Raw genomic sequence first — 12,601 nt, 5'->3', positions numbered from 1 at the left:
CGGAACAGTGGTCGAGCCGCCTCATCGCACTTCCGCGGAGGCGGAGTGTTCCCACGACTCTGATTCGAGGTTCCGATGCCACCTGTCGCCGTCCACTTCAACGGTGGGGTGAACCTGCCCGACACCACGGCCGTCCTCCGCACGCTCGCCGAACGGGTGCCACGCGGATTCCGCAGGCTGCCCGACGGGGAGACCGGTGAACGCGCGCAGTGGATCGGCTACCAGCGGCCGCGGTTGGAAGCCACACCCGGTCTCGAACTGACCGCGGGCGAGCCCGGCGCGGAAGGCCCGTACGGAGGCGGTCCGGTGCTGCGCGTCTCGGAGGCGACCGACCCCGATCGGATCGCGTGGCCGGAGATCGGTTACGCGTCCGAGTACCGGGCTTCGTACGCGACGTTCCGCGAGTTGCGTGGTGAGGACGTCGTGCCGGTGGACGTCCGGTTCCAGGTCGAGTACCCGACGCCGCAGGCGGTGAGCCACCTCTTCCACCCGGCCGACAGGGCGCGGATCACCCCGTCCTACGAGCGCGCGCTGCTCGCCGACCTCGGCGAGCTCCTGGCCGCCGTACCGCACCGCGACCTGGCCGTGCAGTGGGACGCGGCGGTGGAAACCGTCACCGCCGCCCTGGCTCCGGAGTCCCTCGGCGAGCAGGCCGGGCAGCTCGCCGGGCTCGTCGACCACGTGCCCGGCGAGGTGCACGCCGGAGTGCACCTCTGCTACGGCGACGCCGGGCACGAGCACATGGTCGAGCCCGAATCGCTCGCCACGCAGGTGCGACTCGCCAACGCCGTCGTCCGCCGCGCCCGCCGGCCGCTGGACTGGCTGTCGTTCACCGTGCCGCAGTACCGGGCGGACGCGGCGTACTTCGCGCCTCTCGCCGACCTGCGGACCGGGCCTGGGACCGAGCTGTTCTTCGCCCTCGTGCCGTACCACCCCGACGAGCAGGCGGCGGGAACGACCGAGGCGCAGGTGGCGCTGGTCGACCGGTACCTGCCGGGCGGCAGCGGGCCCTGGGGCATCTGCACCGAATGCGGCATGGCCAGGGCTGATCGCGCGGACGTCCCGAGACTGCTCGACCTGCACCGCGAGATCCTCGCCGAACACTCCGCGTAGGAGAGGTCCGAGGTGGCCGGGTCGCGGCGCTCGGGGGAAGAGCCCTGCGACCCGGCCGGACGGCCCGGTGTCCCTTGGGAGAGGAGGACGGACGCCGGGCCGAGCCACCGAGATCCACAACGGCTCCGGTCAGGAGTGCATTCCCGGTGGCTTTCCGGCAACCGCTGCGCGCCCGGGTCAGCCGGGCCAGCCCGGGACGACGGAGACCGGAATCGCCGCCTCCCGCCACAGCGCGATCACGCCGGGGTTGTCGTCGATCGCGTGCACGACGTCCCAGCGGCGCCGGATGCCCGCCAGGATGTCGCGCTTGACCTCGTAGTCCGGCCGGTAGTCGCCGTCACGGCGCATGAACAGGGCGTCGGTCGGCACGTCGTGCAGCGCCAGCCACATCGAGCTCAGCCGCTCCCACCGGCGGGAGCGGCCGGTGACCACGACGACGTCGCGACCGAGCGCGGCGTGTTCGCGCACCTCGGCGACGACGCCGGGGTTGGGCGGGCAGTCGATCGAGGCGGCGTGGAAGGCGGCGAAGTTGCGCTCCGGTCCGGTCACGTGGTGGCGGATACCGCTCACGTCGACCAGCGTGCCGTCCATGTCGGCGATCACGGCGGGCCGGGACACGCTCACCACCTCCTGCTTCGCGCCACCGGCCCATTGTGGAGGGCAGCGGCGAGCCAGGTGAACGGTTTTCGGCCGGGCGTGCTCAGGCGCGCGCCGGCAACAGGCCCAGGTTGGCCACGACCTGCCGCGTGGCCTTCGAGCGGTTGAGCGTGTAGAAGTGCAGCGCGGGCACGCCCTCGGCGATCAGCCGCTCGCACAGCTCCGTCGCCAGCTCCACGCCTTCGGCGCGGAACGCCGCCGCGTCGCCGGCGAGCGGCTCCAGGCGTTCCAGCACCGCGGGCGGCACCGGCGCGCCCGACAGCTCGCCGAACTTGCCCAGGACGCGGGGCGTGGTGATCGGCATGATGCCCGGCAGCAGCGGCACGTCGCAGCCCCGCTCCGCCATCCGGTCGCGCAGCCGCAGGAAGTGCTCCGGTTCCAGGAACAGCTGCGCGACGGCGAACTCGGCCCCGGTCTGGATCTTGCGCACCAGGTGCTCGACGTCGGTGTCGAGGCAGGTCGAGCGCGGGTGCCCGTGCGGGAACGCCGCGACGCCGACGCAGAAGTCGCCCAGCTCGCGCACCAGCCGCACCAGCTCCTCGGCGTAGGTCAGGCCGTCCGGGTGCGTCACCCACTCGCCGTTGGGATCGCCCGGCGGGTCGCCGCGGATGGCCAGCACGTTGCACACTCCGACGGCGGCGTACCAGCCGATGACGTTGCGCAGCTCGGCCACCGAGTGGTTCACGGCGGTCAGGTGCGCGACCGGTGTCAGGGTGGTCTCCTGGGCGATCCGGCCGGTGGTCCGGATCGTGCGGTCGCGGCTGGAGCCGCCCGCGCCGTAGGTCACCGACACGAAGGCCGGGTCCAGCGGTTCGAGCTCGCGCACCGCGCGCCAGAGGATGCGCTCCTCCTCGTCGTCGCGCGGCGGGAAGAACTCCACCGAGAAACCCGTGCGCCCGCCGGCCAGCCGGTCCACCACCGCCGTCATGGGGAAAGCGTAAGCGCCGGGAGAGCGGCAGCCGGAGTCGTGGCACCCGTCGGGGCCAGGGAAGCAGACGGCCGGGGCAACCCCGCGAAGCATCGCTACGCTCCGGGTTCGCGCTGGTCACAGCCCGCACACGAGCAGGGTGGACGGGATGCCGCACCCGCCATCGAAGAGGATGGTGAGGTGCCTGTACCGCATTTGGCCCGTGAGCAAGCCACCGCCGAGGACGCTGTCGTGGAAGCAGATCTGCCCGGTCGGGTGCAGCAGACCCTGACCGACTACCTGCAGACCCGCCGAGACCAGAGCCGCGAGCTCGACGCGGCTTTCGCGACGGCGGTGGACGAGCTCGTGCGTTTCGTCCTGGGCGGCGGCAAGCGCATCCGACCCACCTTCGCGTGGTGGGGATGGCGCGCCGCGGGCGGTGCGGCCGACGGCCCCCGGGCGCAGGCGATGCTGCGCGCCGCGAGCTCGCTGGAGCTGCTGCAGGCGTGCGCCCTGGTCCACGACGACCTGATCGACGACTCCGACACCCGCCGCGGCAACCCGACCGTGCACCAGGCGTTCGCCGCGCTGCACCGGCAGCAGCGCTGGAACGGCGAGGACCGCCAGTTCGGCATGGCCGCCGCGATCCTGCTCGGCGACCTGGCCCTGGCGTGGGCCGACGACATGCTGCACGCCTCCGGCCTGCCGCCGGAGGCCATGGCGCGCGGCCTGCGCCCGTGGCGGGCGATGCGCACCGAGGTCCTCGCCGGCCAGTACCTGGACCTGCTGGGTCCGGTTCGCGGTGACGAGACACCGCAGGCCGCGCTGCGCATCGACGAGCTGAAGTCGGCCTCCTACACCGTCCAGCGCCCGTTGGAGCTCGGCGCGGAGCTCGCCGGTGCCGACGAGACCGCGCTGGAGGCGCTGCGGCGTTTCGGCAGCGACATCGGCGTCGCCTTCCAGCTCCGCGACGACCTGCTCGGCGTGTTCGGCGACCCCGAGGTCACCGGCAAGCCCGCGGGCGACGACCTGCGCGAGGGCAAGCGGACCCTGCTGATCGCCGAGGCCCTGGAAAGCGCCCAGGGGCAGGGCGACCAGGACGCCCTCGACCTGCTGCGCGGTGTGCTGGGCGACGAGAACCTGGACGAGAAGCGCGTCGAGCAGAGCAGGGAGGCCCTGCGGCGGCTCGGCGCGGTCGACGCCGTCGAACGCCGCATCACCGAGCTCACCGGCACCGCGATGGCCGCGCTGCACGGCGTCGGGCTGGCCGAGCCCGCCGCGTCGCGGCTGGCGGAGCTGGCCGTGGCGGTCACCGACCGGAACCGCTGATGCGGCGCGTCAGCGGTCCCGTGGACCACGTCCTGGTCGTCGGGGCGGGGCTGGCGGGACTGTCGGCGGCGCTGCACCTGGCCGGCGCCGGACGCCGGGTGACCGTGGTCGAGCGCGAGTCCACCCCCGGCGGCCGGGCCGGGACGCTGCGCGTCGACGGCTACCGGATCGACACCGGCCCGACCGTGCTGACGATGCCCGAGCTGGTCGACGACGCCTTGGCCGCGGTCGGCTCGTCCCTGCGGGAACGCCTCGACCTAGTGCCGCTGCGGCCCGCGTACCGGGCCCGGTTCGCCGACGGGTCGGCGCTGGACGTGCACACCGACGCGGAGGCGATGGAGGACGAGGTCCGCCGCTTCGCTGGCGCGGAGGAGGCGGCCGGGTACCGGCGGCTGCGGCGCTGGCTGACCGCGGTGTACCGGGCCGAGATGCGGCGGTTCATCGACGCGAACTTCGACTCGCCGCTGGACCTGGTGTCGCCGGAGCTGGCGCGGCTGACCGCGCTCGGCGGGTTCGGCAGGCTCGGCCCGGCCATCGGCCGGTACCTGCGCGACGAGCGCCTGCGGCGGGTGTTCTCCTTCCAGGCGCTCTACGCCGGCCTGGACCCCCGCCGGGCACTGGCGTTGTACTCGGTCATCTCCTACATGGACACCGTCAACGGCGTGTGGTTCCCGCGCGGCGGGATGCACGCCGTGCCCGCCGCCATGGCCGACGCGGCGCGCGATGCCGGTGTGGGTTTCCGGTACGGCACCGAGATCACCGGCCTGGAACGCCGCGGCGACCGGATCACCGCCGCGACCACCTCGGGCGGGGAGCGGATCAGCGTCGACGCCGTGGTCATGACCCCGGACCTGCCGGTCACCTACCGCCTGCTGGGCGCCGCCCCGCGCCGCCGGCTGCGCTGGTCGCCGTCGGCGCTGGTCCTGCACGCCGGGACGACCCGCAGCTGGCCCGGCACCGCCCACCACACCATCTCCTTCGGCGCGGCGTGGGACCGCACCTTCACCGAGATCATCCGCGAGGGCGCGCTGATGTCGGACCCGTCGCTGCTGGTCACCCGGCCCACCGCCACCGACGCGTCGCTGGCGCCGCCGGGCCGCGAACTGCACTACGTGCTCGCGCCGTGCCCGAACCTGGCCGCGGGCCGGATCGACTGGGAGCGGATCGGCCCCGCCTACGCCGACGAGCTCCTCGCGGTCCTCGAGCGCCGCGGGTTCACCGGGTTCGCCGACTCGGTCGAGGTGCGGCGGCTGGTCACCCCGCTGGACTGGGCGGCACAGGGGCACGCCGCGGGCACGCCGTTCTCCGCCGCGCACACCTTCGCCCAGACCGGCCCGTTCCGGCCGCGCAACCTGGTGCGGGGGCTGGACAACGTGGTGCTGGCCGGTTCGGGCACCACACCGGGCGTAGGCGTGCCGCCGGTGCTGATCTCGGGCAGGCTCGCCGCCCAGCGCATCACCGGGTGAGCGGCTGCGCTCACCCGCTGATGCCGCGGGGCCCCTCGTCAGCCGCTGTGCGGACGGGCGTACTGGGGCCGCAGCGCGGCGGCGGCACGTGCCCGCGCGGCCGCCTGCCGCAGCCGCGGGACCCGGAAGTCGGCCCACCAGCGCCGCGACAGCAACGCTCCCGCCAGGCCACCCGCGGTGTTGAGCAGGACGTCGTCGGCCGAGACGACCCGGCCGGTCAGCAACGCGTACTGCACCAGTTCGATGCAGCAGGTGGCCGCGAGGACGACGAGGGCGGCCTTCGCGCAGGTGTCCACCGCGGCCAGCCGCAACGGCAGCAACGCGCCCAACGGCAACAGCAGCAGCAGATTTCCGAGCAATTGCAGCCAGGGTTCGATATCCCCTGGCGCGGCTTGCACCGCCACCCCCAGATCCGTTCCCGGTACCAGTCGAACGGCGTTTTCGGCCACCACCGGCTGCGGAATTGCCACCAGATGGACGACAAGCAGCGTCGAATATGCCAAGGCGATGTCGACGACGGAAACACGAATCGCGTGCATCACCTGCAACCAGCGACAACGCACTAGCACGGCGACGACGGCGGCCACAACCGCCACCGGGAACATGAATAGCGTAGTATGGATCACACCACTGAATGCCGATTCGAGCGGGCGCACGTTCCCACTGCCTCCCCAGCCGGGCGATGAATTGCCGGACCTGACCCCTGGATCAGATTCCAGCAGCCGGATGTGACATCACGTTTGAATTACGGGATAAACGAGGTGAATTCCACCCGGAACACACCTGTGAGGCAACACGAACGCACGATTGCGCGACCACGGTTGCGGGGGCGTGAACACGTCCGAGGGGCGTCGTCAGGACTGCGGCGAGACCGCGTTCACGGGCGGCGCGGTGTTCACCGCACCGCAACCTCCACAGGCACCGCAACGTCCACGGGCGGCGCGGTGTGCACGGGCGGCTCGTCGTTCACGGGCGGCGCAGCAACCACGAGCGGCGCGCTGTTCACGAGCGACGCAGCATCCACAGGCACCGCGACGTCCACGGGCGGCGCGCTGTTCACGAGCGACGCAGCATCCACAGGTGGCTCGTCGTTCACGGGCACGCGAGAGGCCGGACCGGCGGATCGCCGGTCCGGCGCGTGGTTCAGGGGCAGGCGTGCGAACGCCTGCGGTTCAGATCAGCTCGACGGTGTCGCCGCGGCGCTGCTCAGAAGCCCATCGCCTGGGCGCGGCGCTTGACCTCGCGGCCGCGATCGCCGCGCAACGCGTCGATCGGGGTGCCGGGCAAGGTGTCGTCGGCGGTGAACAGCCAGCGCAGGATCTCGTCGGCGTTGTAGCCGTTGTCCCTGAGCAGGGTGATGGTGCCACCGAGGCCCTTCACCACCGCGTCGCCTGCGAGGAACACCGTCGGAACGCCGAGCACGCCGTCACGGCGCACGGCGAGCAGATGACCGTCACGAATCAGCTGGTGCACCCGGGTAACCGGCTGACCGAGTCGCTCGGCGACGTCGGGCAGCGGGATCACCTCCACATCGGGAGCGAGCACATCCGGGGCGGCGGGGATCGCACTCACACCCCACACGATGCCACATCGCCGACGCAGATGCCGTGCACCGGACGGGTCACGTCCTCTCCTACCATCAGCTACGTGACACACGGCGACCCCCACGCACCGCCCGTCGAGCGGCGGCGGAGCAGACATGACGCCTGAGACGACACGGCCCGGCCGGGGCACCAACCTGGTCGGGAGCATGCTCGAGCGCCGCTACCGGGTGGACTCGCTCATCGCCCGGGGCGGCATGTCGGCGGTCTACCGCGGCCTCGACACCCGCCTCGACCGGCCGGTCGCGCTCAAGGTGATGGACCCGCATTACTCCGGCGACCGCTCGTTCGTCGCCCGCTTCGAGCTGGAGGCCCGCTCCGCGGCGAAGCTGCACCACCCCGACGTCGTCGCGGTCTACGACCAGGGCGTGGACCGCGAGATCGACGGTGACCAGGTCTACCTGGTGATGCAGCTGGTCGAGGGGTGCACCCTGCGCGACCTGATGCGCGACCAGGGCCGCCTGTCGCTGCCGATGGCGCTGAGCGTGCTCGAGCCGATGCTCTCGGCGCTGGGAGCCGCGCACCGCGCCGCCATGGTGCACCGCGACATCAAGCCGGAGAACGTGCTGATCGGGCTGGACGGTTCGGTCAAGGTCGCCGACTTCGGGCTGGTCCGCGCCGCGGCGTCGGCCGGCACCACCAGCGGCAGCGTGATCCTGGGCACCGTGGCGTATCTCTCGCCGGAGCAGGTCACCACCGGAGCGGCCGACAGCCGCACCGACATCTACGCCGCCGGGGTCGTGCTCTACGAGATGCTGACCGGCGAGCCGCCCTACGTCGGCGACACGGCGCTCTCGGTGGCGTACCGGCACGTCAACGACGACGTCCCGGCCCCGAGCGAGCGGGTGCCGGAGCTGCCGCCCGCCATCGACGACCTGGTGCTGCGCGCCACCCGCCGCGATCCCGCGGTGCGGCCCGCCGACGCCGCGTCGTTCCTCAGCGAGGTGCGGCAGGTGCGGGCGAACCTGGGCATCGAGCTGGTGGGCGTGCCCGTGCCGGCCAGCGAGGAGAAGACGGCGCGGGTCGCCGTGGACGACGGCCCGCCGACCGACCAGTTCCCGCCCGTCCCGGCGGCGCACGGCGCGTCCGGCGGCCCACAGGGCACCCGCGCGCTGCAGCGCCCGGGACCCGACGCCGACGAGACGCACGAGATGGCCGCGGTCGGCGCCGAGACCCCGCCGCCACCCGCCCCGGCCCGCACCCGGCACTCCGACGAGCGTCGGCGCGGCTCGCGTGTCTTCGGCGCGTGGGCCGGTGCCGTGGTCGCGCTGGCCGCGCTGATCGGGCTCACCGCGTGGTGGCTCGGCACGGGTTCGAGCGTCGAGGTGCCGCGCGTGGTCGGCCAGCCCGAAGCCGTCGCCCAGCAGGTCCTCTCCCAGGCCGAGCTGCCGGTGTCGGTGGTCCGCGAGCACCACAACACCGTCCCCGAAGGCACCGTCATCAGCTCGACGCCCAAGGAGGGCACCAAGACCGTCACCGGCAAGGAGGTCCAGCTCGTCGTGTCGCTGGGCCGACCGAAGGTGCCGTCGATCGCCGAGGGGGCGACGGTCGAGGAGGCCAAGAGCGCGCTGCTCGACGCCAAGCTGCGACCGGAGCTCAACGAGTCGGTCGACCGCTACCACCCGAGCGTGCCGGAAGGCCGCGTCATCGGCGTGCAGCCGGGACCGGGGACGGCGCTGGACATCAGCTCTCCGGTCACGCTGGTCGTGAGCAAGGGCCCGCAGCCGGTGAACGTGCCCGACGTGCGCGGCATGAGCAAGGACGAGGCGTTCGCCACCCTGCGCAATGCCGGTCTCGAGCCCTACGAGGCGGCCCAGCGGTTCGACGCCGACGTGGAGGCCGGCCACGTGATCAGCACCGACCCGGCCATCGGCGAGCAGGTGCTGCTGACCGGCACGACCAGGGTCGGGGTGGTGCTTTCCAACGCAGTCACGGTGCCGGACTTCGGCCGGTTCACCGTGGACCAGGCCAAGTCCGAGGCCGCGCGGCTGGGGCTGAACCTGGAGGTGCACCAGTGGTGGCCGCGACCGGACGCGGTGATCTTCGGCCAGCTCCCGTTCGCGGGGAAGCGCGTCGAGCCGGGCAGTTCGGTCCAGGTGAGCGCCTTCTGACCGCCTCAGCGGCGCGGCCGCGGCTTCGCGGACCGCGCCGCTGAAGCCCCTTCGGAGTGATGTCGACCTCGTCGCGGCACCCGACCGCTGCCGCGCCACAGTCGGAAAAATCCACTGCTACCTGCGAAAACCTCCGCTCCGGCGGAGGTTTTCGGCCTTCATCGCCGACATGGTGGGGGAAACCCGCCGCTAACGCCAGGGCGTTGTGGAAGTATTAACCGCACGATGCCTCCGAGTGTTTCCACCTCGTCGGCGCAGCAGCGTTGGTCCGGCTGGACCGAACTCGTCGCCGCCGACGTCATCGACAACGGCGGCCGCGGCCTGCGCGGTCCGCTGCCGTTGCGCACGATCGCACTGGGTGCGATCGGTTCACTCCTGCTGCTGGCCGGCTCGTTCGGCGCCGCCGGTGTGCTTGTGCACGACCCGATCCTGGGGTCGGGTCCACTGTCGGCCATGCGCTACGGCCACGGCAAGGACCTGGCGACCGCGGTGGTCTACCTCGGCTTCGGCCTCCTGGTGTGGGCGTGGGTGCGGCTGGGACGCGGTGTGCTGGCCAGATTGGTCGACTCGCGCGGTGTCCTGCTGGCCACCGCGGCGTGGCTGACGCCGATGCTGGCCGCACCGCCGCTGTTCACCCGCGACGTCTACAGCTACCTGGGGCAGGGCCTGCTCGCACTGCACGGCATCGATCCCTACGCCGTCGGACCGTCGACGCTCACGGGGCCGATCCCGGACAACGTGCACCCGACGTGGCAGACGACACCCGCGCCGTACGGCCCGCTCTTCATGGGCGTGGCCAAGGGCGTGATCCTTATGGCCGGGGACGGCATGATCTCCAGTGTCATCGTGATGCGGCTGGTGCTGCTCTGCGGTCTGGGCATGTTGATCTTCGCACTTCCGGGTCTGGTTCGTCACCTCGGGGGGCGGTTGCCGGTCGCGCTCTGGCTTGCCGCGGCCAGTCCGATGACCGTCGTTCACCTGGTAGGCGGGCCGCACAACGACATGCTGATGATCGGCCTGCTCGCGGTCGGCACGCTGCTGATCCTCGACGGCAAGCACGCGGGCGGGCTGGCGCTGGCGACCATGGCGATGGCGATCAAGGCCACCGCCGGGCTCGCGCTGCCCTTCCTGGTGTGGGTGTGGGCATCACACCTGACCGGACCGCGCTGGCAGCGCTTCGCCCGCGCGGTGGTGCCCGCGCTGGCGCTGTTCGCGGTGGTCTTCGGCGCGTGCATGGCGCTGGCCAAGGTCGGTTTCGGCTGGCTGCCCGCGCTGTCGGCGCCGGGGATGATCGTGAACTACCTGTCGACCCCGACCGCGGTCGGACAGGCGGCGTTCGGCCTCGCCTCGCTGTTCTTCGACGCCGACTACGGCGCGTTCGTCTCCGCGGGCCGCTCGCTCGGTTCGGTGGTGCTCGTGGGCATCCTGGTCTGGCAGTGGTGGCAGGCCCGCGACGGCGGGACGGAGGCCGTGCGCCGCGCGGCGATCGTGCTGTTCGCCGGTGCGCTGCTCTCGCCAGTGGTGCTGCCCTGGTACCTGACGTGGGGCATGGCGCTGGCCTGCGCCCTGCCGTGGAGTCCGCGCGCGCTGTCGTACGTGGTCGGCGCGTCGGTCGCCCTGGTGCTCGCCTACTCCCCCGACGGCGAGCAGGCGATGTACAACTGGCCGCTGATGGCGGTCGGCATCTGCGCAGCCTTCCTCGGGGCGCTGTCCCTGGTGCGTTTCGACCCGCTGGGGTTCAGCCCCCTGTTCCAGCGGGCCACGCAGGTGGAGCAACACCTGCCGCAGTAGCGAGGCGCTCGACCTCGACACCCAGGTCTGTCCGAAGTGGACCGATCCTTCCGCGCAATACGAACGGCCCGGAGCTGGTGCCCCGGGCCGTTCGCGTTGCCGATGATCAGGTGCGCAGCATCTCCGCGACGAGGAACGCCAGCTCCAGCGACTGCTGGGTGTTCAGGCGCGGGTCGCAGGCCGTCTCGTAGCGGCCTGCCAGGTCGGTGTCGGAGATGTCCTGGGCGCCGCCCAGGCACTCGGTGACGTCCTCACCGGTCAGCTCGATGTGGATGCCGCCGGGGTGGGTGCCGAGCCGGTGGTGCACCTCGAAGAAGCCCTGCACCTCGTCGACGACCCGGTCGAAGTGGCGGGTCTTGTAACCGGTGCTGGACTCGTGGGTGTTGCCGTGCATCGGGTCGCACTGCCAGATCACCTGGTGTCCCGACGCGGTGACCTTCTCCACGATGGCGGGCAGCACGTCGCGCACCTTGCCGTTGCCCATCCGGCTGACCAGGGTCAGGCGGCCGGGCTCGTTGTTCGGGTCGAGCCGCTCGACGTACTCGACGGCCATCTCCGGCGTCGTCGTCGGCCCGATCTTGAGCCCGATCGGGTTGGAGATCAGCTCGGCGAAGGCGATGTGGGCGCCGTCGAGCTGGCGGGTCCGCTCACCGACCCACAGGAAGTGCCCGGACAGGTCGTAGAGCCGCGGCTCCGCCCTGCTGTTGTCCAGCCGCAGCATCGCGCGCTCGTAGTCGAGCACCAGCGCCTCGTGGCTGGCGTAGAAGTCCACCGAGTGCAGGCTGGAGTCGTCGACGCCGCAGGCGCTCATGAAGCGCAGCCCGCGGTCGATCTCGGCGGCGACGGACTCGTAGCGCTCGCCCGCGGGCGAGTTGAGCACGAAATCCTTGTTCCAGTCGTGGACCTTGGTGAGCCCCGCCATCCCGGCGCCGGTCATCGCCCGCGAGAGGTTCATCGCGGCCGAGGCGTTGGCGTAGGCGCGGATCAGCCGCGACGGGTCGTGCCTGCGCGCTTCCTCGGTGGCGACCAGCGAGTTGACCATGTCGCCGCGGTAGGACTGCAGGCCGAGGGCGTCGGTGTTGCTCGACCGCGGCTTGGCGTACTGGCCCGCGATCCGGCCGACCTTGACCACCGGCATGCTCGCGCCGTAGGTGAGCACCACCGCCATCTGCAGCAGCGTGCGGATGTTGCCCCTGATGTGCGGCTCGGTGTTGTCGGCGAAGGTCTCCGCGCAGTCCCCGCCCTGCAGCAGGAACGCCCGCCCCTGAGCCACGGCGGCGAGCTGCTGCCGCAGCCGGTCCACCTCCGACGGCACGGTCACCGGCGGAACGCTCTCCAGCACCTTGCGGACGCTGGCGGCCTGCGCGGCGTCGGGCCACTGGGGCTGCTGGGCGGCGGGCCGGGCGAGCGCCTCGTCGAGCTGTGAGCGCAGCTCCGGCGGCAGCGGCGGCAGTTCGGGAAGCTCATCAACCGGTACGTCAACGGTCCAGTTCACGGGCTCCAGGGTAGGCGCTGGACGCCAGCGGTTTTCAACCGGACCGACGTCCCGGCATGCGAGACGGTGTTGTTCTTGAACGAGCAAGTCCGGAGGCTGTCGGCGGCCACCCGGTCGTGAGCGGGACCACT

The 12,601-nt window shown here is 72.1% G+C and carries 11 protein-coding genes; 5 read left to right on the top strand and 6 right to left on the bottom strand.

Features of this window, described 5'->3' with window-relative positions:
- Positions 1–75 precede the first annotated feature (75 nt).
- Positions 76–1,113, top strand: a complete 1,038-nt coding sequence (locus HUO13_RS10955; protein ID WP_249124652.1) for a hypothetical protein — start codon at positions 76–78, stop codon at positions 1,111–1,113.
- A 177-nt stretch (positions 1,114–1,290) separates the two neighbouring features.
- Here HUO13_RS10955 and HUO13_RS10950 read toward each other — a convergent pair whose 3' ends face one another.
- Both HUO13_RS10950 and metF read right to left on the bottom strand, forming a co-directional pair.
- A complete protein-coding gene (locus tag HUO13_RS10950) occupies positions 1,291–1,731 on the bottom strand; it encodes a hypothetical protein (protein ID WP_211901289.1) in 441 nt (146 codons plus the stop codon).
- An 82-nt stretch (positions 1,732–1,813) separates the two neighbouring features.
- On the bottom strand, positions 1,814–2,698 hold the full coding sequence (gene metF / locus HUO13_RS10945; RefSeq protein WP_211901288.1) for a methylenetetrahydrofolate reductase [NAD(P)H]: 885 nt from the start codon (positions 2,696–2,698) through the stop codon (positions 1,814–1,816).
- Positions 2,699–2,929: 231 nt separating this feature from the next.
- Here metF and HUO13_RS10940 point away from each other — a divergent pair, with 231 nt between their 5' ends.
- Together HUO13_RS10940 and crtI are read left to right on the top strand one after the other, a co-directional pair.
- Positions 2,930–4,006, top strand: coding sequence for a polyprenyl synthetase family protein (locus HUO13_RS10940; protein ID WP_249124650.1), 1,077 nt, complete (start codon positions 2,930–2,932; stop codon positions 4,004–4,006).
- Positions 4,006–5,472: a phytoene desaturase family protein gene (crtI, locus tag HUO13_RS10935; RefSeq protein ID WP_211901287.1), complete on the top strand. Its 1,467-nt coding sequence runs from the start codon at positions 4,006–4,008 to the stop codon at positions 5,470–5,472. The genes HUO13_RS10940 and crtI overlap by 1 nt, the downstream gene beginning before the upstream one ends.
- Before the next feature lie 38 nt (positions 5,473–5,510).
- Here the strand turns inward: crtI and HUO13_RS10930 are convergent, their stop codons facing one another.
- The 3 genes from HUO13_RS10930 to HUO13_RS10920 all read right to left on the bottom strand — a co-directional run bounded on the left by HUO13_RS10930 (position 5,511) and on the right by HUO13_RS10920 (position 7,044).
- Positions 5,511–6,128, bottom strand: a complete 618-nt coding sequence (locus HUO13_RS10930) for a VanZ family protein (RefSeq protein WP_249124648.1) — start codon at positions 6,126–6,128, stop codon at positions 5,511–5,513.
- A 239-nt stretch (positions 6,129–6,367) separates the two neighbouring features.
- Positions 6,368–6,568: a hypothetical protein gene (locus HUO13_RS10925; protein WP_211901286.1), complete on the bottom strand. Its 201-nt coding sequence runs from the start codon at positions 6,566–6,568 to the stop codon at positions 6,368–6,370.
- Between the two features lie 110 nt (positions 6,569–6,678).
- Positions 6,679–7,044: an Rv2175c family DNA-binding protein gene (locus tag HUO13_RS10920; protein ID WP_211901285.1), complete on the bottom strand. Its 366-nt coding sequence runs from the start codon at positions 7,042–7,044 to the stop codon at positions 6,679–6,681.
- Between the two features lie 127 nt (positions 7,045–7,171).
- Here HUO13_RS10920 and pknB point away from each other — a divergent pair, with 127 nt between their 5' ends.
- Together pknB and mptB are read left to right on the top strand one after the other, a co-directional pair.
- The gene (gene pknB, locus HUO13_RS10915; protein WP_249124646.1) at positions 7,172–9,184 is read left to right on the top strand and encodes a Stk1 family PASTA domain-containing Ser/Thr kinase; all 2,013 of its coding nucleotides are present in this window, start codon (positions 7,172–7,174) and stop codon (positions 9,182–9,184) included.
- A 225-nt stretch (positions 9,185–9,409) separates the two neighbouring features.
- Positions 9,410–10,975 carry a polyprenol phosphomannose-dependent alpha 1,6 mannosyltransferase MptB gene (gene mptB, locus HUO13_RS10910; protein WP_211901284.1) on the top strand — a complete coding sequence of 522 codons (1,566 nt, stop codon included), beginning with the start codon at positions 9,410–9,412 and terminating at the stop codon, positions 10,973–10,975.
- Between the two features lie 106 nt (positions 10,976–11,081).
- Here the strand turns inward: mptB and HUO13_RS10905 are convergent, their stop codons facing one another.
- Positions 11,082–12,470 carry a class II 3-deoxy-7-phosphoheptulonate synthase gene (locus tag HUO13_RS10905; RefSeq protein ID WP_211901283.1) on the bottom strand — a complete coding sequence of 463 codons (1,389 nt, stop codon included), beginning with the start codon at positions 12,468–12,470 and terminating at the stop codon, positions 11,082–11,084.
- Positions 12,471–12,601: the final 131 nt, after the last annotated feature.

It is taken from the genome of Saccharopolyspora erythraea, from assembly GCF_018141105.1.
GTDB lineage: Bacteria > Actinomycetota > Actinomycetes > Mycobacteriales > Pseudonocardiaceae > Saccharopolyspora_D > Saccharopolyspora_D erythraea_A.
Note: the sequence above shows the minus strand (reverse complement) of the source record. Positions and strands in the feature narration are given on the sequence as shown.